This window comes from Bradyrhizobium sp. CFUWI (assembly GCF_056429085.1).
The window spans coordinates 197,214-220,370 of the sequence record NZ_JBWJZE010000008.1 but is presented as its reverse complement, the minus strand read 5'-3'; the positions used below and the strand labels follow the sequence as shown (position 1 = coordinate 220,370).

Sequence of the window (23,157 nt, the reverse complement as noted above, 5' to 3'; positions counted from 1 at the left end):
TCTCGCCAGCCGCACCAAAGTTCGTGGATGCCCGGGACAAGCCCGGGCATGACGATTGTGTACGCGGCGTCAGCTCGCTCATCTCACTCACTTCGCCGCCCGCACCTCGACCGCCCCCGTGCCGGTGCGGCCATAGCGCGAGGGATTGTACATGTCCTCGACATAGGCCTGCGGCAGCACGTATTTGCCCGGCGAGACCGCGCGCACGACATAGGCGACGGTGAAGACCGACTTGGAGTCCGAGGCCCGGTCGACGGCCGCGGTGAAGCGGTCATCGCGGAACTCGGTGTTTTCAGGCTCCTCGCCGTCCTCGATCCAGTCCAGCGTGCCGCTGTCGCCGGACGAGACCAGCTTCGGGTTGTCGATCTCGAGGCCCGCCGGCAGATAGTCCGCCACCATAATGTGGCCGTACTCCGGCTTGGCCTCGGTGATCTTCAGCACCACCGCGAAGCGCTGGTTCTGCTTGACCTTGCTGATGTCGGCCGGCTTGCCGTCGAGCGTGAAGTAGTTGCGCTCGATCTTGAAGCCGTTCGACGCCGCCGGCTCCGGCGTCACCGGCGAGCCCGACACCGAGACCACGGCCTGCACCGGCGCATCGCCGGTGTTGGTGATCTTCAGCGGCTTGCCGCTCAGCGTGTCCGCCTTGTAGCTGCGGTAGAGCGCGGTCTTGACCGGCTGGCCGTCCACTTCCATCGACAGGTTCTCCTTGGCCAGCGCCCGCGCCGCCAGCACCAGCCACGCATTTTCCTGCGTGGAGGTATAGGGCGTCAGCCCGCGCGCGCTCTCGACCCGGGACACCGCCTGTGTCAGCGTCGCCTTCGGCGCGTTGCCTTCGCTGGCAAGCGACACCAAAGCCGCGGCATCGCGAAGCTGCGAGCCGTAATCGGTGCGTCCGAACTCCAGCACGGGCTTCGGCGCCAGGCTGTCGAGCGCGGCACCATAGACCCGCTCCGCGCGGTTGCGGTCGCCGACCAGAGCGAGTGCCGCCGCGAGCTGCGACTTCGCGATCGGCGTTGCGAGATTGGCCAGCTTGGTATCGGCGAGATAGCGGAGATCGCCGATCGGCGCGACCCCGTTGCGCGCGAGCACATAGAGGCCGTAGGCGAGATCGCGCCCACCGTCCTTCTCCGGCTCGTTCGCGTTGACCACGGAGTTGCGGATGCGGTCGAGCGCGTTCTTGAACAGCACGTCCGGCACCGCAAAACCCTTCTCGCGGGCGCGGGTCAGGAAGTCCGTGACATAGGCGTCGAGCCAGGCGTCGTCGCCGCCGGCCAACCACAGGCCGAACGAACCGTTCGAGCCCTGGCGCGCCAACAGCCGCTCGATCGCGTCGCGGATGCGCTGGTCGACCTCGGTGTCCATGGCCAGATGCGCGCCGGCCGCAAGGTCATTGACATAGAGCAGCGGCATGGCACGGCTCGTGATCTGCTCCGAGCAACCATGGGGATAACGGTCAAGCGCTTTGAGGATCGTCGCGGCGTCGAGCGCGGTCGACAGGCTCGCCGAAACCGAGACGCTGCCGGTGCCCGGCACGAGGTCGGAGAACATGTCCGAGGTCAGCGTCAGGCTCTCGCCCTTCGCCAGCGTGCGGATCGAGCGCCGTGCTAGCACCTGCGTCGCCGCCTTGACGTCGAGCGCGTAATGCCGCGCCAGCGTCAAGCCGTTCGGCCCCTTGATGTCGACGTCGAGCGTCGCCTGCCCTGCCGCGGTCGCGTCGATCGCGAGCGAGAACGAATTGCGCTGCTTGGCGGCGAGCTTGACCGTGGTCGCCGGATTGCCCGTCATCTTCACCGGACCGCCGGTCTTGACGTTGATGACGTAGTCACCGGCCTGGCCCTCGACATTGTCGATCTCCAGGTTGACCGTGCCGCGGTCGCCGTTGAGCAGGAAGCGCGGCAGGGTCGTGGTCAGCACGATCGGGTCGCGGATCACGACGTCGGTGTTGGCGCGGCCGAGCTTGGTGGCCGTCCACGCCGCCGCCATCACGCGCGCGGTGCCGGCGAACTCGGGAATGTCGAAGCTCACTTCCGCGGTGCCGTCGGCGGCGACGGTCACGATGCCCGAATAGAGCGCGAGCGGCTTTTGCGTGGGCGGTGAGCCCTGCAATTCGCCGGCACCCGCATCGCCGCCGGACTTGATCTGGCCGCGCGTGCCGGACATGCCGTCGATCAATTGCCCGTAGAGATCGCGGATCTCGGCGCTCAGGCGGCGCTGGCCGAGATAGTAATCGTCCGGAGCCGGCGGCTTGTAATTGGTCAGGTTGAGGATGCCGACGTCGACCGCGGCGATCACGATCTTGGCGTCCTCGCCTGGATTGAGCCCGTCGAGCTTGACCGGAATCTTCAACGTCGAATTCGGCCGGACCAGCGCCGGCGGCGACAGCTTCACCTGCAAGGTGCGGGCCTGCTTGTCGATGCCGAACCATTTCAGCCCGATCGCACGGCCCGGCATGCGCTGGGCGGCGGCATCGAGCGGACGGCGCAGCGTCGCCACCACATAGGCACCGGTGCCCCAGTCCTTGCCGACCGGGAGCTTCACCTGGGCGGTGCCTTCCTTGACGTCGATGGTCTGCGTCGTCAGCAGGCGGTCGCCGAGCACGTTGACGGTGAGCTTGCCGGCGCTGCGGACATTGACCGACACCGTCATGGTGTCGCCGGAGGAATATTGCGGCTTGTCGATCGAGGTCTCCAGGAGGTCCGGCGTGTCGGCGCTGCCGTCGGAATACCAGCCGACGTCGAACTGGACCGAGGTCACCGGGCCGTCAGCGTCGCTCGACTTGACGTCGAGCCGGTAGCGGCCGGTTTGGGGGCTGAGCGAAATCCGCGCCGGCTTGTCGGCCGCAACGGTCACGTCACCGTCGGCAACGCGCGAGGTCGACTTGACCGGCTCGTACTCCCAGTAATTGTTCTGGCGATACCATTGGTAGCGCGACTCTATCTTCAGCAGCTCGTAGCGCAGGCCGTCGCGGCGCAGCCTCTCACCCTCGGGCGAGACGAACACCACGTCGAACTCGGCCTTGTCGCCCTCGGCGACGTTCTTGTCGCCGAACAGCGGCTTGACGCCGATCTGCGCCGCGCCGGGCGCGACCGGCAGCACGATCTTGCGCTCGACGGCGCGGCCGCCGGTCTCGACCATGCGGACGAAGATCTGCGCCTCCTGCGGACGGGTCGAAGCCGGCTGCTTGTCCAGCGTCACCGGGAAGGTCGCAACGCCATTGGCGTCGGCCTCAGGCAGGTTCTCGAGCGGCGTGCGCTCGTTCGAATTGGTCTCCTCGTCGGCGACGCCGAACTGGTAGCCGGCAAAGCCCGGGCGCTCGGCCGCGGGCGCGACCAGCATGTCGCCTTCGAGTGCAAGCCCCGAGGCCGGCGCGCCATAGAGGAAATGGCCGTTCGCCTTAAGCTCCACTGGAGCGTTAGCCTTGATCAGCTTGTCCTTGGCGGACAAGTCGAATTCGATCCGGTCGGGGACGTAATCCTCGACCATGAAGGTGGTCTCGCCGACCGAGGAGCCCTTCGGGTCGGTGAAGGCGCGCACCCGCCAGGTCCCGGTCGGCACGGCCGAGTTGAGCGGCACGGCCAGCATCCGGCCGCCGGCGCCCTGGTCGGGCAGCACGGCGCGGCGGTATTCGACACCGTCGGGGCGTTCGATCACCAGCGTCATCGGCCCGCCGGTGACGGCATTGCCCTGCCCGTCGCGCAACAGCGCGGTGAGATAGACGGTCTCGGTGGAGCGGTAGACGCCGCGCTCGGCATAGACGAAGGCATCGGCGCCGGCGGGCGCCGCGCGGCCGGAGACGCCACGGTCGGACAGGTCGAAGGCCGACGACTTCAGGCTGAGGAAGGCATAATCGGCCTTCTCGCCGGTTACCGTCAGCATCGCCGGCGACAGGCCGCCCTCGCCGCGCGCAAGGCCGGCCTCGAACAGCACGTGGCCGCTGTCGTCGGTCTTGCGGGTGGCCAGGATCTCGTTGTTGCGGGCGACCAGCCGCACCTCGGCCTTGCCGACCGGATCGGTCGAGGCCAGCGAGTTGACGAAGACGTGGATGCCGTCGTTGCCGGAATAGGCCGACACGCCGAGATCGGAGACGATGAACCATTGCGTGGCGAGCTGATAATCGTCGTCCGGGCCCTTGGCCGCGGCCGTCATCACGTAGACGCCGGGCTGAAGCTCGCCGAGCGCCTGATCGACCGGGAATGCCGTGGTGACGTCCTGGTTCAGCGTCGTCGCGGTCGCGAGCTCGCCGGACCAGACCTTGACGCCGCGCTCGTCGCCGAGATCGGTGAGCTGATACCTGGACAGCGTCTTCTGAAAGTCGCTGTCGATCACCGTGTTGATCAGGTTGCGGTCGCCGATCCGGAACACGTTGATGTTGACCGCGGGCGTGTTGACGCTGACCACGGGAATGCCGCGCTGCCCGGTCCGGGGCAGCACATAGGCCCGGCTGGTGAAGCGCACGAACGGCTTGCGGTCGCGCACATAGATGTTGAACTCGGCCGATTTCGGCAGGCCTTCCTTCACCGTGGACGGCAGGCCGGCGCGCAAATTGATGTTGTAGCGCTCGCCGTGCTTCAGCCCGTCGACGCAGAGCTGCTTGCTCTCGGCTGACAGCGCCGGCTTGTCCTGCCCCGCCAGCGCCAGGAACGGCGCGAAATCGGTGCGTTTTGCCAGCTCCTCGGAGAACTGGAAGCAGGCGCGCGGGCTCGCCGAGTCCGAATCGACGGTATAGTCGAGCAGCCGGAAGCCGTGCTCGTCGCGCATCTTCTCATATTGGCCGCGGACATCGGCGACCTCGCGCATGTCGAGCGACAACCGCAGCGCGTCCAGCGCCGGCCGCCACAGCTTGCGTTCGGCCAGCGACTTGCCGAGCACGGCGAGCGCATCGGCCTCCTCGCCCGGATTGGCGGCCCGTTGGTAGGCGATGTAGGCCGCGGTCGAGGCGCGCTCCAGCAGGAAGGTCTGCTCGCTCGAGCTCTTCGGCGAGATCTGGAAGATGACCTTGGCGAGCCGCAGCCAGTTGCCGGTGTCTTCCGGCGTGATGGCCGCGATCTGGCCGAGCACCGACAGACCGGTGCGATAATCGTTGCGCCGGAAAGCGGCGTCGGCGTCCGTCTTCAGCGTCGCGCTGGTCTTGGCGACCGGCCCCGCCTCGCTCTTGATCTGGGCCTCCAGCTTGATCGCGGAATCGGCGAGCTCGTCGCGCTTGAACGCCTTGTCCGCGGCTTGCGCCGCGCAAAGGCCGAGCGCAAGCGCGGCGCAGAGTGTAACGGCGCGAACAAGACCGATCATGATGGACTCCCGGAAATCGCGGACAGCCGCCCGCAGGCAGCATGAGGTGCGCGGAAAGGTGACGGACTCAAGGCGATGGAACCAAAGGTGCAAATCGTCGCATTCGCCATAATTGGGCAAGCCCAGAGGGGACCGATCGAGATACCGCCGCGCACGCCGTCCTGTGGCGCAGCAATACCTGACCCGTCGTCCGGCGGCCACATCCCGGAAGCTCTTCAGCGCTCCCGGCGATGTGATCCATCGTCCGTTGCGCTGCCGCTCAACCCGGCACCCTGACATGCCACCGTCTCGCTTTGTCGCGGCAATGAGGAAAACGGTTCGGTTCAGGCTTGGCGAAAGACGATATTTTTCATATTGGCATGCTAGATGAACAGCCGGCCCCCAAACCGGGGCGGCTCCAGACGGTCCCGTAGCTCAACTGGATAGAGTAGCGGATTTCTACTCCGCGGGTTGCAGGTTCGAGTCCTGCCGGGATCGCCAGTCCACTGCCAAGTCAACCCGCTCTTCACGAACGCGTGGGTAACCATCCCCCGGGTCTTTGCACCGGGCCGATCACTCTTATCTATGCGCCGGGCGAGACGCCGCCCGACAGGTTTTCTTGATGCAGCAATCCGAATTGACGAGAATGGCGATCGCATCTGCGGTGGCGATTGTCGCGGTGTCGTACTTGGCCATCGACGCAGGCCTCGTGAACACCAATGTGGTGACAAAGCCCATCAAGGTGGCTCAGGCGTCTATCTTTGGCGCCGGGATGGGCCATCATCACCTGGCCTTCGCCGTTCAGGAGTGGTCGCGTCGCGGCCACGAGAAGCGGCAACTCGAGCATTGCCTGGCGATCGACTGATCGAGGCGCCCGCCTGGACTTGTCGGCCGAACATTCATCCTTCGCCGACGCCCGCCGGCTGATGGGCCCGCCACCACCGCGCGATGGCCACGGTGAGATCGCTCCACAACTCCGTCGGCAAGTCCGAGACTGCGACGCGAACGCTGTACCGGCCCGTGGTCGCGTCGTGAAACCACTCGGTCGCCGCGAAATCGAAACCGAAGCTGCCGGCATGGCGGATCGGGAAGCCTTCTGCGCGAAGGTCGTGGCTCATGTCCGCGGCGGCCTGCCGGGCGCTCGCCTCGTCGAGTGACCGCCTGCCCCGAAGGGTGACGTAGAGACCGTGGGCGAAATGAAGCTCGGCCGAGAGCTCCGGGAGCTTCGCAGCAAAATGGCGAGCCATGCTGCGGCCGTTGCGCAGGATCGCCGCGACCCGCCGCTGCGTGAGGTTGCAATAGGCCGCGCTGCCGACAAAGGGCGGGAAGTGCGCCGGCAACGCCGCGCCGCCGAGAAGTCGCACCGCGTTGCGCGTTTCGCACGCCAGACGCGTCCAGGGATGCTCCGTCCGTGGCTCGTGCTGATTGTCGTTCACGAAGACCGCCGAGCCGAGGCGGCCATATTCCGCCCCGAGCGAATCGAGTTTGTTGTGGCTGCGCACCAGCACCAGCGGAACTCGGTATCGCCGAGCCCACCTCCGGACGCGCCGGATACGGCCCGACCTGCCCGCAAAGCACGTCGTATCGCAGATCAGGAGATCGAGACCGGAGCCGTCACAGCGTAGCACCGCCTCGAACGCACCGGCGACGGAGCAGGAATCCAACAGAAGGATCCGCGGCGAATTCGCCCGAGCAAGCGCATTGCCCAGCGGCAAACTTAACGCCACGAGCCGCAAATGCGGGACGAAGCCCCGGATCAGCTCCAGCGTTTCGCCGTACGAGCCTGGAAGCACCAGGACATCAGCCTTCTCGACGATCTGCGCCGAGGCCAGCAGCACGGCGGAGATCGCGGCCATGCCGGACGCAGTGTAGATCGCCGTGCTCGCGCAGCCGCGGTCGAGCTCATAGAAGGAAGGACCGCGCACCGTCAGATCGGCCCGCTGGTAATCATAACTGAATTCGAAAGGCCCGCTGATGGGATCGGCCGTATGCGACCAGGCCGTCTCCGTCGCGTTCCACTCGTGCAGCTCGTGCTCCGCCCTCAGCGCCGCCGTGAGCTGGAATTTGGACCTGATGACCTCGTCGATCGATCGCGGACGGGCCAAATCGAGCCGATGTCTCAGGCAGTCGTTCAAGAGCCCGAGTTCCTCGTGCTTGCGTTCCAGATAGGCCTGAATGGTCTCCATGCGCGTCTTGGCAAATCCGATCGGATTTCAACGTGCGGAAACCGCCTTGGGTCCAACGCGCGCCGTGCAACGAACGTCGATGTTCGCAGTTGAGACCTCAGCAAGGAGGACCACATGGCTGACATCAGAGAGCACATGAAGATCATCGGCAAGGACGGCGCACATGTCGGCACCGTCGACCGCGTCGAGGGCAACCGGATCAAGCTGACGCGAAAGGACAGCCCGGAAGGTCACAAGGACCATCACCACTACATCGACACGAAATATGTCGGTGCCGTCGAGGGCGATGTCGTCAAGCTTTCGGTGAATGCCGACGCAGTCCCGAAGACGGAAGCCGCCTGAAACTTAAAGCCCCTTCTGAAACTTAAAGCCCCTTCGGGGGCTTTTTGTTTGTTCACGATCCGACTCCGCTTCGTTCCCGAAGCACGAATCGTAACCGGAGAAACCAGCGCGGCGCATTTCTTAATGCCGCGTTTCACCCAACCAGCTTGTTCACGCATTCAGCGTCACCCGCACCCGGCCGCAAGCGGTACGCGTCGATCGCCGCATTCGACAGCAGCAATCTGCGTCGCTCTCCGCGCAGCATCATGCGATCTATTCTGTTCAGGATGAAGCGGGCTGACTCCCGGTGGTCACCTGTGAGCAGGCCGGATCGATCGAGATATTTCCAGGCGATCTCGAAAGACTGTGCACGTAACTCGGGGTCGGTCATAGCCAGCCAACGTCCGCAAGGAACGGATGTTCCTCCTTGAACGCGGGCACCGCACGCCTCCCCGCGCACGACCACGGTCCAATAAATCTGAAGGCCCCGCGGAACGAGATCGTGACCGGCGCGTTGACGCCATGAAATCAAGTGGTGCCGATCCGCCAGCCCCGATCGGCTTTGAAGGGCCCCGTGCTTGTCCCCCGAGCACGGGGCTTTCTCATGCAGATGGAGGACTGACCGACCTCGCCCTGCCCCACCAATTTCTCCGGAAATGTCTTCAGTCCGCCTGCTCGTCGCGGCGGTCGCGCGCAAGTTCGTGCCAGGCCAAAGCAAGCTGGATCAGGCGTTGCCGGTCGTCGCCTTCCGATGCCGCGGCCCGCTTCATCGCGGCCTCGGCCTCACGCTGTGGGTCGTACTTGGTACACATGCGGCCGACCCTAACTCGCCATCTGGACCAGCGCATGGCAATTTCGTCCGTATGATTGCGGGGTGACGCCGGTCCCCGCGGCCCCAGTGCATGCGCTGATTGCGAAGCCTCGAGGTCGGGATTCATTCAGACGATCTGTGAACGGCATCACAGTCCTGGTCCGGCAATCTCAGTTAAGAATGTCTCGACGCTTCAAGAAGCGTGAAGGCAGCGATGGTGTTTTCCGTCATGACACAAGACGCAGCGGCCTCAGCCAACGACCCGACGCGACGCAAAAGGGGCGACCTGATCGGCGTCGCCTATCTCGGGACCATCGGCATCGTGATGCTGGCCTGGATCGCCGGCCTGGTCTGGGGCGCGATGGCGTTCTTCAACTGGCTCGTGGCTTGATGCAAGGCGACCGGTCCCTTGCTAGAACAGGCAGTGCAGCACCTGCCCAAGCTTGATTCCGCCACAAACGATCATCGCCCAAAGCGCCAAGCTGATCTGGATTGCATCCAGCATGTCCCACATCCCCGCGAATCATCCCGAAAATTTTCTTTGAGATTTGCGTGAGGCGGCAACGAGCGCCAGCGCCAATTTGAAGTAATAGCCGGAGCGCACGAAAAAGGCGGGCCGGGCCCGTCTCCTCAAGCATGAACCGGAAAAGTGCGCAGCGGTTTTCCGAAAAGATCATGCTTAAACGACAACCTAAAAACGACAACCTAAAGCGCGATGACGATTCATCCTGATCGCATCGCGCTTTAGGCTTCAATCCGCTTTGGAGAACTCAATAGCAGGCACGGGGATCGGCCTGAACATATTGGCCGCTGGGATAACGGTAGTAGCAATTGCCCTGTGCCCAGTAATAGCCAGGTTGGGAAGCGGCGGCGGCGCCCGTAATGGCGCCGGTTGCGCCGCCGAGAACCGCGCCTGCAGCAGCCCCCGTTGCGTTGCCCGAGATCAGTCCGCCCAGCAAGCCGCCGACGATGGCGCCGCCAAGCGCGCTCGCGCCGGGATCAGCCGGTGGCGGAGGCGGCGGTGGCGGGGCGTAGGCGACCGGAGGCGGCGGCGGCGCATAGGCTACCGGCACGTCGTCGTAATATTCATCAGAGATGTAGGCAGGCGGGCCGGCCATTCGTTGCGGATAATAATACCAGACACCGCCAACGTCCCACCACCAGCCGGAGCGGCCATTGTGAACCTCATGGCGCCAGCGCCCGCCCTCCCAGGCGCGGTGGCCGCGATAAGCATGTCCGCCCCAGTCACGCGCCGGAGCCGGCCCGCGATCGACATGGCGTCCCGGCGGCGGGCCGCCGGCCGCGCGCGGTCCGGGATTCGCATGGGGCTGACCACCGGGCCGCGGTGCCGGCCGTGCCGCCTGCTGCGGCGGCGGGCTCCTGTGCATGTCAGAATTGCTCGGAGCCGGCGCCGCGGCGGCGGGGCGGGCCGGAGGCTGGCCGACGTCCCTCGATGGCCTGGCGTCCTGGGCCTGCGCCGGCAGCGCGAGCAACGACATGGCCGAAACCAAGGGAAAGATGATCTTCATGCGGCTGGACGCACTCATGCGTGCTTGACCCCTGCTCTCTCGATTGCTCTCGCAATTGCCGTGGTGCCTGGCGCGATAGATGATTCGGACCGCGCCGGGCTTGATGCCGGCTGGCATAGCTGACCTGCTTTGATCGGCGAAGTCCCGTTACAAATCATTAAGATGACGGCAATTTTTCGGCCCCAGCGAGCTGCGAAGAGCCACGCTGGAGGCTTCTAGCGGGCCGGCTCGATCACGTTGCAATTGCTTCGCCCGGACATCAGGCAGTCCTGCATCTTGCTGGCCGCAGTGAGGTCCCGGGCGAGCCACCAGCCGATAGCGAGGATCGCGATCGCAATGATCAAACCGGCGATCGCGCCGCGGCGGTTGTCGCCGGATGGAGGCTTCGGTCTGGATTTCGGCTTCTCGCCCGGTTCGGGCTTGGAGGTGGACATGGCTACCTGGTCGCGTGGGCAGGCCGGCTTATCACCTCTGCGACGTCCCGTCACATCCTCTGCTGGGCCGCTCGCTCCAGCATCAGAGGCTCAGCCTCGGGTCGCGCTGGCCGCCTCCTTGCGCAAGGTTTCGACCGCCGGGATCGCCCGCGGTGCGCAAGTCGTGAGCACGAGCGCGGTCCGAGTGCACTCCCAGTCGGTACCCAGAACGGCACTCTCGATGGGCTGCGGACGCGCGAGCAGCAGCACGGCACCGGCCACGGCTGCCACCGCGAACGCAATTGAGAGCGTCTTCAGGGTTAATCTCAAGATCGGCATGCCCGTGCTCCGTATCGCGGCGGACGCTAGGCGTCGCCCTCGTGATCCCATATGAGGGACATCACAATTCGGCAGCTTTTTCGGGCTACGAGAGATCGTCGGGGGGTGGCGATTTTCGTTGTCCTGACCGGCTGCGATTATGGGTGGCTTCGCGACGCGCAGCGATGTACACGCTACTGTGTCGCGCGGCGCCCGCTATGCCCAGCCGACGTACCAACAGGCAGTGATGTAGGATCGAAAGCGAGGAAGACAAGGCTCGTCGATGAGTGGATTCAGGGAACCCGGCTTCACAGACCGGCAAAAGGCGGCGCAGGAAGCCCGCAAAAACCTTTTGAACAAATTCAAATCCCAACCCGGGCCTGATGATCCCGCGGTGGCGGCGAAGCGTGCCGAGCGTGAAGCACTCGCGGCCAAGCGCGCCGAGGCGAAGGCTGCGCGCGAGGCCGAAAAGGCCGAGAAGAAGCGTCTGGAGGAAGAGGCCAAGGCCGCCGAAGCTGCGCGGATCGCGCGCGAGGCCCAGGAAGCTGCCGAAAGGGCCGCGGCCCTGGAAGCCGAGCAGAAGGCCAAGCGCGACGCGCGTTACGCAGCCCGCAAGGCCAAGCGCAAGTAACCAAGCGCAAGTAATCTGACGCGTGACCTTCGCAGGTCAAGTTCAATTCAAATTGAAGCAAGACATGATTTGGGGCGGTCCAGCTGACCGCCCCAAACGTTCGAGCGCGCGTTTGCTTGTGCCAAACGCCTCGATCGCGAACGGGCGACGATCAGTTCTTCTTCATCATCCCGTCGTCTTTCTTCATGCCGTCCTTCGACATGTGATCCTTCTTCATGCCGTCGTCCTTGGACATGGTGTCCTTCTTCATCATGCCGTCCTTGGACATCGTGTCCTTCTTCATCATGCCGTCATCCTTGCCCATCTTGTCCTGGGCAAAAGCGGCCGGCGACAGCGCAAGGCCGAGCGAGAGAGCGGCAGCCGAGACGCCGAGCGCGATGCGGGTGCGAATGGTCATGGATCATCTTCCCTTCGAGGTGGTGTTTGTCAGCGACATGCGCCGCTATTCAATCTCGACGGATGGACAGTCGGCCTTGTTACGCCGCCGCCGATAAATTTCAGCGAGCCCGCCTGCGATCCAGGGAGTCCGAGCCTGCCGCAGCGATCGGATGTGTGCAGCGCAGCACAGGCGGCACTTGCCGCGGCATTCCATCTCGAACTATCAGATGAGAGAATATCGGGTGAAAGACCGGCTAGGATGGGCCTACGCCCCGGTCACACACGACCCGCCCAATCACGCCAGCCAAGAATCATTCAAAGAAACGTTCAAGGGGATCACACCATGCTCACGCGCCGCCATCTGATTGCGACCGCCGTCGCCGCTCCCGCCATCCTCCGTTTCGGCACCGGCACCGCGCAGGCCGCGACCACGCTGAAGATCTCGCACCAGTTCCCGGGCGGCACCATCGACAAGGGCGATTTCCGCGACCGGCTCTGCCGCATGTTCGCCGCTGAAGTGGCCAAGCGCAGCAATGGCGACATCGCTGCGGAGATCTACCCGAATTCCTCGCTGATCAAGACCAACGCGCAGTTCTCGGCGATGCGCAAGGGCGCGCTCGATATCAGCCTCTATCCGATGCCCTACGCCGGAGGCGAGGTGCCGGAGACCAATATCGGCCTGATGCCGGGCCTCGTGACTACCTACGACCAGGGCCTGCGCTGGAAGAAGGAGCCGGTCGGCAAGGCGCTGACCGACTTCCTCGCCGACAAGGGCATCATCCTGCTCACCTGGGTGTGGCAGGCCGGCGGCGTCGCCAGCCGCTCCAAGCCGATCGTCGCGCCGGAAGACGCCAAGGGCCTGAAGGTGCGCGGCGGCTCTCGCGAAATGGACATGGTGCTCCAGACCGCTGGCGCCTCGGTGCTGTCGGTGCCTTCGAACGAAATCTACGCGGCGATGCAGACCGGCGCCTGCGACGCCGGCATCACCTCCTCGACCAGCCTGATCTCGTTCCGTCTGGAAGAGGTCGCCAAGTCCCTGACCTCGGGTGCTGGCACCTCCTACTGGTTCATGCTCGAGCCGCTGATGATGTCGAAGGCCATCTTCGACAAGCTGCCGAAGAACCACCAGGACATCCTGCTCACTGTCGGCACCGAGCTCGAAGCCTTCGGCCGCAAGGGCGCGCAGGACGACGACATCGAAGTCGCCAAGGTCTACGAGAAGGCGGGCGCCAAGGTCTCGGCGCTCGATGCCGCGACCGTCGGCAAGTGGCGCGACATCGCCCGCGACACCGCCTGGAAGGACTACAGCGCCAAGACGGCGACCGCGGCCAACCTGCTCAAGCTCGCCACCGACGTCGCGGCATGAGTCACGGTCCGCTTCCGGATCGCGACGACAAGACGATCGCTGCCGCAGGGACCGGCCTTGCGCCAGCGATCGATCGCGGTCTCGCCGTCCTCAACAGCATCATCGTGGTGTTCGCGTCGATCGCGCTGGTCGCGGCCTGCACCATCCTGAGCTACAGCGTGCTCAGCCGCGCTCTGTTCAAGGCCGCCAATTACTGGCAGGACGAGGCCGCCGTGTTCCTGCTGGTCGGCGCGACCTTCATGACGGCGGCCTACGTGCAGCAGAACCGCGGCCATATCGGCATCGAGGCCTTCGTCGGGCTGCTCTCGCCGCTGGCGAACCGGATCCGGCTCTGGCTGGTCGACGCCGCCACGTTCCTGTTCTGCGCCTTCTTCACCTGGAAATCCTGGACACTCGCCCATGAGGCCTATGTCGACGGCCAGGTCTCGAACTCGATGTGGTCGCCGCCGCTCGCCATTCCCTATTCGCTGATGGCGCTCGGGATGAGCCTGCTCTGCATCCAGATCCTCGTGCAGCTTGCGCTGCCATTCGTCGGAGCCAGGCGGCCATGAGCGTTTTCGGTATCGGCGTCGCTTACGGCATTGTGACGCTGCTGGTGATGTTCTCGGGGATGCCGATCGCGTTCGCGCTCGGCGCGGTCGCCGTCGTGTTCATGGGCATCTACATGCCCTCGGCCTCGCTCGATACGGTGACGCAGAACGTTTACGAGGAAATGGCCTCGATCACGCTGCTGTCGATCCCGCTCTTCATCCTGAAGGGCGCGGCGATCGGAAAATCGCGCGCCGGCCAGGACCTCTATTCGGCGCTGCACGCCTGGCTGCACCGGGTCCCCGGCGGCCTTGGCGTCGCCAACGTGTTCGCCTGCGCGCTGTTCGCGGCGATGGCGGGCTCGAGCCCAGCGACCTGCTCGGCGATCGGCTCGGCCGGCATCCCCGAGATGCGCAAGCGCGGCTATTCCGGCGGCTTTGCCGCAGGGATCATCGCCGCCGGCGGCACGCTCGGCATCCTGTTGCCGCCCTCGATCACCATGATCCTGTTCGCGGTCGCGGCCGAGAAGTCGCTGGGGCGGCTGTTCCTGGCCGGCATCGGGCCTGGCCTCCTGCTGGTCACGCTGTTCGGCGCCTACGCCGTGATCCGCTTCCGCCAGGAATATGCCGCGGCCGAAGCAGCCTACAAGAACGGCGGACCAGAGGCTCCGATCCTGCAGCGTGACGAGTACACGCTCGCCGAGCGCTTCAGCGTGCTGCCGCGCGTGATCCCCTTCGTGCTGCTGCTCACCGGCGTCATGATCGCGCTCTATGGCGGCTACGCCACGCCGTCGGAAACCGCGGGGCTCGGCGGCCTGCTGGCACTGGCGCTGATCGCGGCGATCTACAGCGTGTGGCGGCCGAGCGATCTCGCACCGATCATGAAATCGACGATCCGGGAATCGACAATGCTGATGATGATCATCGGCATGTCGCTGCTCTATTCCTACGTGATGAGCTATCTGCACATCTCGCAATCGGTCGCCGAATCCATCGTCGCGATGCACCTGCCGCGCTGGGAGCTGCTGTTCGCGATCCTCGTCATGGTGGTCGTGCTCGGCTTCTTCCTGCCGCCGGTCTCGATCATCCTGATGACCGCGCCGATCATCCTGCCGCCGCTCCGCGCCGCCAACTTCGACATCATCTGGTTCGGCGTGGTCATGACCATCGTGATGGAGATGGGGCTGATCCATCCGCCGGTCGGCCTCAACATCTTCGTCATCCGCAACGTCGCGCCGGACATCCCGCTCCGCGAGGTGATCTGGGGCACCCTGCCCTTCGTGCTCTTGATGATGCTCGCAGTGCTGCTGCTGTGCCTCGTGCCGGGGATCTCGACCTGGCTGCCGGACCTCGTGATGGGACCGGACGGGAGCAGGTAGGCAAGCTATCGTAGGGTGGGCAAAGCGAAGCGTGCCCACCATCTGTCGCAGACGTTCACCGTTTGGTGGGCACGGCGCAAATGCGCCTTTGCCCACCCTACGATTTCTCCTTCCGTCGCGACTTCGGCGCGTTCGCCACCACCTGCAACAGATCCTTGCGCACGGCCTCGATGTGCCGCTCCAGGAAGTGGCAGGCCTCCTCCACCTTCTGCGCGCGGCAGAGCGCGATCAGATGGGCGTGCTCCTTTTCCGCTGTCCCCATCGCCTTGGTGTTGGAGAGCTGGAGGCGAGTATAGCGGTCGCTGGTCTGGAGCAGTGACAGCACGATCGCGCGCGTGCGGGGCTGCGGCGCGTGCACGTAGAGCGCCATGTGGAAGTCGGCGTTGAGCTGGCCCCATTCGCTGACATTCTTCGCCTTGATCGCCTTCTCGAAGCTCTTGTGGATGTCGTCGAGCCCCTCGAAATCCTGCGCGCTGAAGCGCGGCGCCGACTGCGCCAGCAATCGCGGCTCCAGGATGCGGCGCAGGTCGAAGACGTCGTTGATCTCGTCCAGCGACAGCTCGGAGACGATGGCGCCCTTCTGCGGCACGATCCGCACCAGGCCTTCCGCCTCGAGCTGGAACAGTGCCTCACGCACCGGAATGCGGCTGACGCCGTAAGCATCCCCGAGCGCATCCTGGCGCAGTTGCGATCCGGCCGGATAGGTGCCGTCGAGGATCGCCTGCCGGAGCTGATCGACGATCGCGGCCGACAGGGTGCGATGCTTCAGAGGCTGTTTCATCTGACCTTCTGTTGTCCCTTTTTCGACTCGTTCGGCCGCCGCGGTCCCTGTCTTGCATGTCGGGGGGCCCGGCAAAAGCCAGGCGCTCCACAAAGGAGGTGCCCAGCAAAAGCGCGCCCTGCCGCAGAAATGACCGCAAACTTCGTTTGACTCCCAAAATGTATAAATTATACATTTGGCAATCGCACGACAATTCTTCGGGATTTGGGGCCTCTTTCATGATCGAGCAGACCGTGCCGGCCACGCGCGCGCTCAGCCTCCGGCGTACGATCGTCCGGCTGTCGGGCGGCCTGCTCGCGGTCGAGCGCCTCGCGCTGATGGGCCTGATGTACCTGCTCACCGGACTGATCCTGGTGAACGTGGTCACCCGTTACTCGCATTTCCCGATCTACTGGATCGATGAATCTGCGGTCTATTGCGTGGTCTGGCTGACCTTCATCGGGGCGTCCGCGATGACGCGGCTGCGGCTCGACTTCGCGGTCGCGATGCTGACGGAGCGTCTGTCACCGCGGCACCAGAAGATCGCCAAGGTGATCTCGACCGGCCTCGTGGTCGTGTTCGGTGTCGCCCTGATCGTCACCTGCGTGCTCTGGATGGACCCGGTCGGCCTTGCCCGCGCCGGCTTCGACGGGCGCAAGCTCGCCGCCGAGACCTTCAACTTCCTCTACACCGAGCGCACCCAGACGCTGAACTGGCCAACCTGGGTGCTCTATCTGACGCTGCCGATCTTCGCGGTGTCGATGACCATTCACGGTCTCGCCAATTTATTGGAAGACCTCGAGCTGGTCCCGCGCACGCCGCTGACGGGCTTCCAGCTCTCCGAGCTGGACGGGGTCAACTGATGATCACGTCAGCGGCCTTCATGGCGTTCATGCTGGTTGGCGTCCCGATCGGCCTGTGCCTGTGCCTTGCCGGCCTCGTTTACATCGCGGCATCCGGCAATCCCGTGCTGTTCCAATCCTATCCGCTGCAGCTGTTCGGCGGCGTCGACAGCTACGGCCTGATCGCCATCCCGCTCTTCATTTTGATCGGCGAGATCATGAACGGCGGCGGCATCACGCGGCGCATCGTCGACATGGCGATGGCCTTCGTCGGCTCGCTCAAGGGTGGGCTCGCCTACGTCAACATCCTCGCCAACATGTTCATCTCCTCCATCCTGGGTTCCGCCACCGCGCAGGTGGCGATCATGGCCCAGATCATGGTCCCCGAGATGGAGAAGAAGGGCTACGACAAGACCTTCGCAGCGGGGCTGACCGCCTATGGCGGCATGCTCGGCCCGATCATCCCGCCGTCGGTGATGTTCGTGGTCTACAGCGTGCTCGCGCAGGTCTCGGTCAGCGACATGCTGATCGCCGGCATCGTGCCGGGCGTCATTCTCACCGTGATGTTCTGCCTCGTCATCGCGCTGATGGGGTACGTCTACAACTATCCCCGCGCGGACTACCAGACGCCGCGCCAGCGCGTCATGACGATCCTGCGGACCTCGCCGACGCTGCTGATCCCGATCGTCATCGTCGGCACCATTCTCGGCGGCCTCGCCAACGCGACAGAATCCGCGGCCGTCGGCGCGGTTGCCGCGGCACTGGTTGGAAAGTTCTGGACCAGGGAGTTCCAGTTCTCCCAGCTGCCGCAGATGATGCTGCGCAGCGCCATCTATTCGGCGATCGTGCTGTTCCTGGTGGCGGCCGCCGCCGTGTTCTCCTGGGTCCTGATCTTCGGCAAGGTGCCGCAGGAGACCGCCGCCTGGATCCAGACTGTGGCCAAAGACCCGGTCAGCTTCATGCTGATCTGCAACGTGATCCTGCTGGTGATCGGCACGGTGATCGACGGCATTCCCGGCCTGATCATGACCGTGCCGATCCTGCTGCCCGTGGCAACCGAAATCTATCACATCGACCCCCGGCAGTTCGGCGTCGTGGTGGTGATCAACCTGGTGCTCGGCCTGCTGTCGCCGCCGGTCGGGCTCTGCTTCTTCGTCGCGGCCGCCGTCACCGGCGCCAAGCCCGGCAAGATGTTCATGGTGACGCTGCCCTTCTTCGTCATCTCCTGCGTCCTCCTGGTGCTGCTCTCGCTCTATCCCTCGCTCTCGCTGATCCTCGTCAAATAGGCCATCCAATAGGAGCCCGACCATGTCGCTTTCACGCCGCCGCTTTCTCGCCGCCAGTGCCGCCGCCTCGGTGTTTGCCCCATCGCTGGCGCTCGCCCAGGCCAAGGAATTCCGCCTCGGCCTGATCACGCCCAACGGCCATTCCTGGAACAAGGCCGCGCTCAAATTCGGCGAGGATCTCAAGTCCGCGACCAACGGCCGCCTGACATTGACCGTGTTCCACTCCGGCCAGCTCGGCAACGAGACCGCGATGATGCAGCAATTGCAGTCCGGCGCGCTCGACATGGGGTTCATCCAGGCCGCCGAGCTCGGCTCGCGCGTGCCGCACATCGCCGCGATCAACGCGCCCTACATTGTTCGCTCGACGCCTTCGGTCGCAAAGTTCGTGCGGCATCCGGCGGCGGTGAAGCTGTTCGACGTGCTGCCGCAGGAAACAGGAACGATCGGGCTCGGCTGGGGCATCACCGGCATGCGTGCCGTGTTCTCGTCCAAGGACCTGCACGCGCTCGCCGACATCAAGGGCATGAAGCTGCGCATCAACCCGACGCCGGTCTATCGCGATTTCTATTCTTCGCTGGGCGCCGCCCCGACGCCGATCCCGACGCCGCAGGTGTTCGATGCCATGGCCAACGGCCAGGTCGACGGCCTCGAGGCCGATCTCGAATTCTCGTGGAATCAGCGCTTCGACAAGGTGTCCAAGGTCATCCTGCAGATGAACGCCGTCTTCATGCCGATGGCGGCGGTCGTCTCCGGGCGGGTCTGGCAGTCGCTTCCCGCGGCCGATCGCGAGCTGATCACCAAGACGATCAAGACGACGCTGGACGCGCAGATCGACGAGCTCGCCGGCAACGAGCCCGCGCTGATCCAGAACTTCAAGAACGCGCCGATCCCGATCCGCCAGGTCGACGCCAAGGACACCGAGGCCGTCATCGCCGAGTTCGACAAGATCTGGTTGCCGAAAGCCCCCGTCCTCGCCGAGCTGCGCAAGGTCGGCGCGACGCTCTGATCCCCACCCATCGTCCTCACGTTAATGCCCGGCGGATCGAACGATCCGCCGGCACAATTCCAATCGGAGCCAAGCAATGAGCCCACGCATCTCCTGGGAAGGCGTCTTCCCGGCCGTCACCACGCAGTTCAACGACGATCTCTCGCTCAATATCGACGCGACCGCCAAGGTCATGGACGGGCTGATCCGCGACGGCGTCTCCGGCCTGATCGTCTGCGGTTCGGTCGGCGAGAACACCTCGCTCGAGCGCAAGGAAAAGATCGCGATCATGGAAGCGGCGAAGTCGGTCGCGAATGGCCGGGTGCCGGTGCTGTGCGGCATCGCCGAATTCACCACGGCCTTTGCGGTCGAGACCGCGAAAGAAGCCGCACGCATCGGCATCGACGGCGTGATGGTGATGCCGGCGCTGGTCTATTCCTCCAAGCCGCATGAGACCGCCGCGCATTTCCGCGCCGTCGCCAGCGCCACCGACCTGCCGGTCATGCTCTACAACAATCCGCCGATCTACAAGAACGACGTCACCCCGGACATCCTGGCCTCGCTCGCCGATGTCGAGACCGTGGTCTGCTTCAAGGACTCCTCCGGCGACACGCGGCGCTTCATCGACACCCGCAATATGGTCGGTGACCGCTTCGTGCTGTTCGCGGGCCTCGACGACGTCATCGTCGAGAGCGTCGCCATGGGCGCCGTGGGCTGGGTCTCGGGCATGTCGAACGCCTTCCCGCGCGAAGGCGAGACGCTGTTCCGGCTCGCCAAGGCCGGCCGCTTCGCCGAGGCGATGCCGCTCTACGAATGGTTCATGCCGCTCTTGCATCTCGACGCCCGGCCGGACCTCGTCCAGTGCATCAAGTTGTGCGAGCACATCATGGGCCGCGGCACCGCGTTGACGCGCCCGCCGCGCCTCGCGCTGCTGCCGCATGAGAAGGCCGAGGTCGAGGCCATGATGGCCAAGGCGCTCAAGAACCGGCCGCGCCTGCCGGATGTCGGGCTCAAGGCGGCCTGAGCGCAGATCTCGTAGGGTGGGCAAAGCGAAAGCGTGCCCACCATCTGGCTCGATCATGGAGAGATGGTGGGCACGGCGCTACGCGCCTTTGCCCACCCTACAAGAGCGACGATAGCTCTCTCAGCCGTCATTGCGAGGAGCACTTGCGACGAAGCAATCCAGAGTATTTCCGCGGAGGGATCCTGGATTGCTTCGCTGCGCTCGCAATGACGGAGAACTACGAAGCTGCCCGCTTCCTCTTCGCGTTCAGCGCGGACGCTACGCGGCTCACGGGCGGCTTGTCCAGCACGCCGCTCATCGCGTTGGTGGCTGCGAGCAGCTTGTCCATATCGACGCCGGTCCTGATCCCCATGCCCTCGAGCATGTAGACGACGTCCTCGGTCGCGACGTTTCCGGTCGCGCCCGGCGCATAGGGGCAGCCGCCGAGACCGCCGGCGGCGGCGTCGATGACGTGCACGCCCTCCTCCAACCCGGCATAGAGATTGGCGAGCGCCTGGCCGTAGGTGTCGTGGAAATGCATCGCGAGCCTTGCAGCGGGAATATTGGCGGCCACCGCGCGTAGCATCTCCTTGGCCCGGGTTGGCGTGCCGACCCCGATGGTGTCGCCGAGCGAGATCTCGTAGCAGCCGAGCTCGAACAGCGTCCTGGCGAGATCGGCGACCGCCTTCGGCTTGATCTCGCCGTCGAAGGGGCAGCCGAGCACGCAGGAAATATAGCCGCGCACCTTCACGCCATCGGCCTTGGCGCGCGCCAGCACCGGCTTGAAGCGCTCGATGGACTCCGCGACCGTGCAATTGATGTTGGCGCGCGAAAAGCCCTCCGAGGCTGCCGCAAACACCGAGACGACCTTGGCGCCGGCGGCACGCGCGGCGTCATAGCCCTTCTCGTTCGGGACCAGCACGTGGAATTCAGCGCCGGTCAGGTGGGCAACGCCGCGCAGCACGGCGTCCGAGCTTGCCATCTGCGGGATCGCCTTGGGCGAGACGAAGGCGCCGACTTCGACCGTATCGAGGCCGGCCGCGACCAGCGCCTCGATGAAAGCAATGCGGGCCTCGACGCTGACGGGCGTCTTCTCGTTCTGGAGCCCGTCGCGCGGCCCCATTTCGATGATGCGGACGGGATCGCTCATGTCACTCTCCGGAAGGCTCGACCACGGCGAGCTCGACGCCCTCCTGGACGATGTCGCCGACCTTGCACCTGATCGCCTTCAGCACGCCGGCAAAGGGGGCGCGCAGCGTCTGCTCCATCTTCATGACCTCGAGGGTGAGGATCGGCGCGCCCTTCTCGAGCTTCGCCCCCTCCTCGGCGAGCACGGCGACGACCGTGCCCGGCAGCGGCGCCGCGATCTTGTCCTCGCCGGCCTGCTCCTCGCTCTCGCCGCCGAACGGATCGACCCAGTGGAGGTCGAACCGGCCGTTACGCGTGCGCAAGTAAAGCTCATGGCCGTCGATCACGGCCGCGACGGACGATTTGACGCCGTCGAGCGTCAAGTCGAAGCCGCCTTCCTTCGCCGTGGTCGTGAACGCCAGCTCGCACTCGCCGATCATGAGCGTCGAGGGGCCACTCCCGTAATTCAGCGTGATCCTCTGCTCCGGCCCGTGCCCGACACGGAAGGCAAAGCAGCGCTGGCGGCGGCCGACCGGCTGCCAGCCGAAGGTCTGCCAGGGCGAACTCGCCTGCGCACCTGCGGCCTGTCGCTCGTCATTGAGGATCGCAGCCACCGCGGCGCAAAGCTCGAGCTCGCCGGGTGCCGGCGCAGCCTGTGTCAGAACCGCCAGCTCGCGCTCGATGAAGCCGGTGTCGATCGCATTGGTCCGTACCTTCGGATGCGTCATCAGCGCCGACAGGAACGGGATGTTCGTCACGATGCCGCGGACGTCGGACTCTTCCAGTCCCCGATTGAGCCGCTCGACCGCGACATCCCGCGTCGGCGCCCATGCGATCATTTTGGCGAGCATGGCGTCGTAATACGGCGAGACCGCATCACCTTCGCGATAGCCGGCGTCGATTCGCAAGCCTCCGGCTTCCGCTGGCAACCGCCAGGTCGAGATCCTGCCGACCGACGGCATGAAATTCCTGGTTGGGTTCTCCGCATAGACGCGCGCCTCGACGGCGTGGCCGTTGAGCCTGATCTCGTCCTGCTTGAGCGGCAGCGCCTCGCCGAAGGCGACGCGGAGCTGCCACTCGACGAGATCGATCCCGGTGATCAGCTCGGTCACGGGATGCTCGACCTGCAGGCGCGTGTTCATCTCGATAAAGAACACGTCCTTGCCGTCGGACACGAATTCGATGGTGCCGGCGCCGACATAGTTCACCGCGCCGGCCGCTTTTCGCGCGGCGGCGCAGACGGTCTCGCGCTGGGCGGCATTGAGGGTCGGCGACGGCGCCTCCTCGATTACCTTCTGGTGCCGGCGCTGCAGCGTGCATTCGCGCTCGAACAACGACAACAGATTGCCGTGACTGTCGCCGATCACCTGCACTTCGATATGCCGGGGATTGTCGACATATTTTTCGATCAGCATGAGATCGTCACCGAACGCGGCCTTGGCCTCGCGCTTGGCGCTGACGATCGCAGGCGCAAGCTCGCCAGCCGAACGCACGATCCGCATGCCGCGGCCACCGCCGCCGGCGGACGCCTTCACCAGAATGGGGAAGCCGATCTTGTCCGCGGCCTTCGCAAGCGTCGCCTCGTCCTGGGCTTCGCCGTGATAGCCGGGCACCAGCGGCACGCCGGCCTTTTCCATCAGCGCTTTCGAGCCTGATTTCGAGCCCATCGCATTCATCATCTCGGCGGTCGGGCCGACGAAGACCAGCCCTGCGTCGAAGCAGGCCTGCGCGAACTCGGCATTCTCGGACAGGAAGCCGTAGCCGGGGTGCACGGCCTCGGCGCCGGTCTTGCGCGCGGCTTCGATCAGCCGCTCGACATTGAGATAGCTGTCGCGGGCGCGCGCGGGCCCGAGCAGCACGGCTTCATCCGCGAGCGCGACATGCATCGCCTCGCGGTCGGCCTCGGAATAGACCGCGACGGTGCGCAGGCCCATAGCACGTGCAGTGCGGATGACGCGGCAGGCGATCTCGCCGCGGTTCGCAATCAGGAGCGTGCGAAAACGCCGGTAGAGCTTTGAGCGGTCCATCG

Annotated in this window: 22 protein-coding genes and 1 tRNA gene; 12 read left to right on the top strand and 11 right to left on the bottom strand. The window is 65.1% G+C overall.

The annotated features are described in order from the left end of the window. Positions 1-87: 87 nt before the first annotated feature. Positions 88-5,286: an alpha-2-macroglobulin family protein gene (locus tag AC066S_RS19590; RefSeq protein WP_478270375.1), complete on the bottom strand. Its 5,199-nt coding sequence runs from the start codon at positions 5,284-5,286 to the stop codon at positions 88-90. 403 nt (positions 5,287-5,689) lie between these two features. On the opposite strand from AC066S_RS19590, the gene AC066S_RS19585 reads away from it, so the two are divergent. Then, positions 5,690-5,766 (top strand) — tRNA-Arg (locus AC066S_RS19585). A gap of 121 nt (positions 5,767-5,887) precedes the next feature. Continuing rightward, positions 5,888-6,130 carry a hypothetical protein gene (locus tag AC066S_RS19580; RefSeq protein ID WP_478270374.1) on the top strand — a complete coding sequence of 81 codons (243 nt, stop codon included), beginning with the start codon at positions 5,888-5,890 and terminating at the stop codon, positions 6,128-6,130. Between the two features lie 34 nt (positions 6,131-6,164). On the opposite strand, the gene AC066S_RS19575 is transcribed toward AC066S_RS19580, so the two are convergent. Then, complete coding sequence (locus tag AC066S_RS19575) at positions 6,165-7,451, bottom strand: hypothetical protein (RefSeq protein WP_478270373.1); 1,287 nt, start codon at positions 7,449-7,451, stop codon at positions 6,165-6,167. A gap of 114 nt (positions 7,452-7,565) precedes the next feature. Between AC066S_RS19575 and AC066S_RS19570 the strand changes: the two genes are divergently transcribed. Next, complete coding sequence (locus tag AC066S_RS19570) at positions 7,566-7,793, top strand: DUF2171 domain-containing protein (protein ID WP_027574503.1); 228 nt, start codon at positions 7,566-7,568, stop codon at positions 7,791-7,793. Positions 7,794-7,926: 133 nt separating this feature from the next. Here the strand turns inward: AC066S_RS19570 and AC066S_RS19565 are convergent, their stop codons facing one another. Continuing rightward, the gene (locus tag AC066S_RS19565) at positions 7,927-8,163 is read right to left on the bottom strand and encodes a hypothetical protein (protein ID WP_126257741.1); all 237 of its coding nucleotides are present in this window, start codon (positions 8,161-8,163) and stop codon (positions 7,927-7,929) included. Positions 8,164-8,434: 271 nt separating this feature from the next. Continuing rightward, the gene (locus AC066S_RS19560) at positions 8,435-8,584 is read right to left on the bottom strand and encodes a hypothetical protein (RefSeq protein ID WP_164718612.1); all 150 of its coding nucleotides are present in this window, start codon (positions 8,582-8,584) and stop codon (positions 8,435-8,437) included. A 228-nt stretch (positions 8,585-8,812) separates the two neighbouring features. Between AC066S_RS19560 and AC066S_RS19555 the strand changes: the two genes are divergently transcribed. Next, positions 8,813-8,974 carry a hypothetical protein gene (locus AC066S_RS19555; RefSeq protein WP_164718613.1) on the top strand — a complete coding sequence of 54 codons (162 nt, stop codon included), beginning with the start codon at positions 8,813-8,815 and terminating at the stop codon, positions 8,972-8,974. 379 nt (positions 8,975-9,353) lie between these two features. On the opposite strand, the gene AC066S_RS19550 is transcribed toward AC066S_RS19555, so the two are convergent. From AC066S_RS19550 to AC066S_RS19540, 3 genes are all read right to left on the bottom strand, one after another. Next, positions 9,354-10,130, bottom strand: a complete 777-nt coding sequence (locus tag AC066S_RS19550) for a hypothetical protein (RefSeq protein WP_478270372.1) — start codon at positions 10,128-10,130, stop codon at positions 9,354-9,356. A 197-nt stretch (positions 10,131-10,327) separates the two neighbouring features. Continuing rightward, positions 10,328-10,546, bottom strand: a complete 219-nt coding sequence (locus AC066S_RS19545; RefSeq protein ID WP_126257743.1) for a hypothetical protein — start codon at positions 10,544-10,546, stop codon at positions 10,328-10,330. A gap of 90 nt (positions 10,547-10,636) precedes the next feature. Next, positions 10,637-10,864, bottom strand: coding sequence for a hypothetical protein (locus AC066S_RS19540; protein ID WP_126257744.1), 228 nt, complete (start codon positions 10,862-10,864; stop codon positions 10,637-10,639). Positions 10,865-11,126: 262 nt separating this feature from the next. On the opposite strand from AC066S_RS19540, the gene AC066S_RS19535 reads away from it, so the two are divergent. After that, the gene (locus AC066S_RS19535) at positions 11,127-11,474 is read left to right on the top strand and encodes a DUF6481 family protein (protein WP_126257745.1); all 348 of its coding nucleotides are present in this window, start codon (positions 11,127-11,129) and stop codon (positions 11,472-11,474) included. A gap of 151 nt (positions 11,475-11,625) precedes the next feature. Here the strand turns inward: AC066S_RS19535 and AC066S_RS19530 are convergent, their stop codons facing one another. Then, the gene (locus AC066S_RS19530; RefSeq protein ID WP_028136553.1) at positions 11,626-11,871 is read right to left on the bottom strand and encodes a pentapeptide MXKDX repeat protein; all 246 of its coding nucleotides are present in this window, start codon (positions 11,869-11,871) and stop codon (positions 11,626-11,628) included. 324 nt (positions 11,872-12,195) lie between these two features. Between AC066S_RS19530 and AC066S_RS19525 the strand changes: the two genes are divergently transcribed. Genes AC066S_RS19525 through AC066S_RS19515 form a run of 3 tightly spaced genes read left to right on the top strand, consistent with a single transcriptional unit; the run spans position 12,196 to position 15,124 of the window. Beyond that, positions 12,196-13,218 (top strand): TRAP transporter substrate-binding protein, encoded by a 1,023-nt coding sequence (locus AC066S_RS19525; protein WP_126257746.1) that lies wholly within the window; start codon positions 12,196-12,198, stop codon positions 13,216-13,218. After that, complete coding sequence (locus AC066S_RS19520) at positions 13,215-13,769, top strand: TRAP transporter small permease (protein WP_126257747.1); 555 nt, start codon at positions 13,215-13,217, stop codon at positions 13,767-13,769. The genes AC066S_RS19525 and AC066S_RS19520 overlap by 4 nt, the downstream gene beginning before the upstream one ends. Then, positions 13,766-15,124 (top strand): TRAP transporter large permease, encoded by a 1,359-nt coding sequence (locus tag AC066S_RS19515; protein ID WP_126257748.1) that lies wholly within the window; start codon positions 13,766-13,768, stop codon positions 15,122-15,124. Before AC066S_RS19520 ends, AC066S_RS19515 begins: the two co-directional genes overlap by 4 nt. 97 nt (positions 15,125-15,221) lie before the next feature. Here AC066S_RS19515 and AC066S_RS19510 read toward each other — a convergent pair whose 3' ends face one another. Continuing rightward, complete coding sequence (locus tag AC066S_RS19510; protein WP_126257749.1) at positions 15,222-15,905, bottom strand: GntR family transcriptional regulator; 684 nt, start codon at positions 15,903-15,905, stop codon at positions 15,222-15,224. A gap of 218 nt (positions 15,906-16,123) precedes the next feature. Between AC066S_RS19510 and AC066S_RS19505 the strand changes: the two genes are divergently transcribed. The 4 genes from AC066S_RS19505 (at position 16,124) to AC066S_RS19490 (ending at position 20,021) form a co-directional block, all read left to right on the top strand. Continuing rightward, positions 16,124-16,747 carry a TRAP transporter small permease gene (locus tag AC066S_RS19505; RefSeq protein ID WP_478270371.1) on the top strand — a complete coding sequence of 208 codons (624 nt, stop codon included), beginning with the start codon at positions 16,124-16,126 and terminating at the stop codon, positions 16,745-16,747. Next, entirely contained in the window at positions 16,747-18,012 is a 1,266-nt protein-coding gene (locus AC066S_RS19500; RefSeq protein ID WP_126257751.1) for a TRAP transporter large permease, read from the top strand. Before AC066S_RS19505 ends, AC066S_RS19500 begins: the two co-directional genes overlap by 1 nt. Positions 18,013-18,034: 22 nt before the next feature. Further along, positions 18,035-19,018, top strand: a complete 984-nt coding sequence (locus AC066S_RS19495) for a TRAP transporter substrate-binding protein (protein ID WP_135170696.1) — start codon at positions 18,035-18,037, stop codon at positions 19,016-19,018. A 76-nt stretch (positions 19,019-19,094) separates the two neighbouring features. Further along, the gene (locus AC066S_RS19490; RefSeq protein ID WP_135165903.1) at positions 19,095-20,021 is read left to right on the top strand and encodes a dihydrodipicolinate synthase family protein; all 927 of its coding nucleotides are present in this window, start codon (positions 19,095-19,097) and stop codon (positions 20,019-20,021) included. A gap of 217 nt (positions 20,022-20,238) precedes the next feature. On the opposite strand, the gene AC066S_RS19485 is transcribed toward AC066S_RS19490, so the two are convergent. Beyond that, positions 20,239-21,150, bottom strand: a complete 912-nt coding sequence (locus AC066S_RS19485) for a hydroxymethylglutaryl-CoA lyase (RefSeq protein WP_478270370.1) — start codon at positions 21,148-21,150, stop codon at positions 20,239-20,241. 1 nt (position 21,151) lies between these two features. Continuing rightward, positions 21,152-23,155 carry an acetyl/propionyl/methylcrotonyl-CoA carboxylase subunit alpha gene (locus tag AC066S_RS19480; protein WP_478270369.1) on the bottom strand — a complete coding sequence of 668 codons (2,004 nt, stop codon included), beginning with the start codon at positions 23,153-23,155 and terminating at the stop codon, positions 21,152-21,154. Positions 23,156-23,157: the final 2 nt, after the last annotated feature.

Excerpts from the sequence above, each read along its gene's own strand:
- AC066S_RS19590 (WP_478270375.1), bottom strand. The coding sequence starts at position 5,286 with ATGATCGGTCTTGTTCGCGCCGTTACACTCTGCGCCGCGCTTGCGCTC.
- AC066S_RS19580 (WP_478270374.1), top strand. The coding sequence starts at position 5,888 with ATGCAGCAATCCGAATTGACGAGAATGGCGATCGCATCTGCGGTGGCG.
- AC066S_RS19575 (WP_478270373.1), bottom strand. The coding sequence starts at position 7,451 with ATGGAGACCATTCAGGCCTATCTGGAACGCAAGCACGAGGAACTCGGG.
- AC066S_RS19570 (WP_027574503.1), top strand. The coding sequence starts at position 7,566 with ATGGCTGACATCAGAGAGCACATGAAGATCATCGGCAAGGACGGCGCA.
- AC066S_RS19565 (WP_126257741.1), bottom strand. The coding sequence starts at position 8,163 with ATGACCGACCCCGAGTTACGTGCACAGTCTTTCGAGATCGCCTGGAAA.
- AC066S_RS19560 (WP_164718612.1), bottom strand. The coding sequence starts at position 8,584 with ATGTGTACCAAGTACGACCCACAGCGTGAGGCCGAGGCCGCGATGAAG.
- AC066S_RS19555 (WP_164718613.1), top strand. The coding sequence starts at position 8,813 with ATGACACAAGACGCAGCGGCCTCAGCCAACGACCCGACGCGACGCAAA.
- AC066S_RS19550 (WP_478270372.1), bottom strand. The coding sequence starts at position 10,130 with ATGAGTGCGTCCAGCCGCATGAAGATCATCTTTCCCTTGGTTTCGGCC.
- AC066S_RS19545 (WP_126257743.1), bottom strand. The coding sequence starts at position 10,546 with ATGTCCACCTCCAAGCCCGAACCGGGCGAGAAGCCGAAATCCAGACCG.
- AC066S_RS19540 (WP_126257744.1), bottom strand. The coding sequence starts at position 10,864 with ATGCCGATCTTGAGATTAACCCTGAAGACGCTCTCAATTGCGTTCGCG.
- AC066S_RS19535 (WP_126257745.1), top strand. The coding sequence starts at position 11,127 with ATGAGTGGATTCAGGGAACCCGGCTTCACAGACCGGCAAAAGGCGGCG.
- AC066S_RS19530 (WP_028136553.1), bottom strand. The coding sequence starts at position 11,871 with ATGACCATTCGCACCCGCATCGCGCTCGGCGTCTCGGCTGCCGCTCTC.
- AC066S_RS19525 (WP_126257746.1), top strand. The coding sequence starts at position 12,196 with ATGCTCACGCGCCGCCATCTGATTGCGACCGCCGTCGCCGCTCCCGCC.
- AC066S_RS19520 (WP_126257747.1), top strand. The coding sequence starts at position 13,215 with ATGAGTCACGGTCCGCTTCCGGATCGCGACGACAAGACGATCGCTGCC.
- AC066S_RS19515 (WP_126257748.1), top strand. The coding sequence starts at position 13,766 with ATGAGCGTTTTCGGTATCGGCGTCGCTTACGGCATTGTGACGCTGCTG.
- AC066S_RS19510 (WP_126257749.1), bottom strand. The coding sequence starts at position 15,905 with ATGAAACAGCCTCTGAAGCATCGCACCCTGTCGGCCGCGATCGTCGAT.
- AC066S_RS19505 (WP_478270371.1), top strand. The coding sequence starts at position 16,124 with ATGATCGAGCAGACCGTGCCGGCCACGCGCGCGCTCAGCCTCCGGCGT.
- AC066S_RS19500 (WP_126257751.1), top strand. The coding sequence starts at position 16,747 with ATGATCACGTCAGCGGCCTTCATGGCGTTCATGCTGGTTGGCGTCCCG.
- AC066S_RS19495 (WP_135170696.1), top strand. The coding sequence starts at position 18,035 with ATGTCGCTTTCACGCCGCCGCTTTCTCGCCGCCAGTGCCGCCGCCTCG.
- AC066S_RS19490 (WP_135165903.1), top strand. The coding sequence starts at position 19,095 with ATGAGCCCACGCATCTCCTGGGAAGGCGTCTTCCCGGCCGTCACCACG.
- AC066S_RS19485 (WP_478270370.1), bottom strand. The coding sequence starts at position 21,150 with ATGAGCGATCCCGTCCGCATCATCGAAATGGGGCCGCGCGACGGGCTC.
- AC066S_RS19480 (WP_478270369.1), bottom strand. The coding sequence starts at position 23,155 with ATGGACCGCTCAAAGCTCTACCGGCGTTTTCGCACGCTCCTGATTGCG.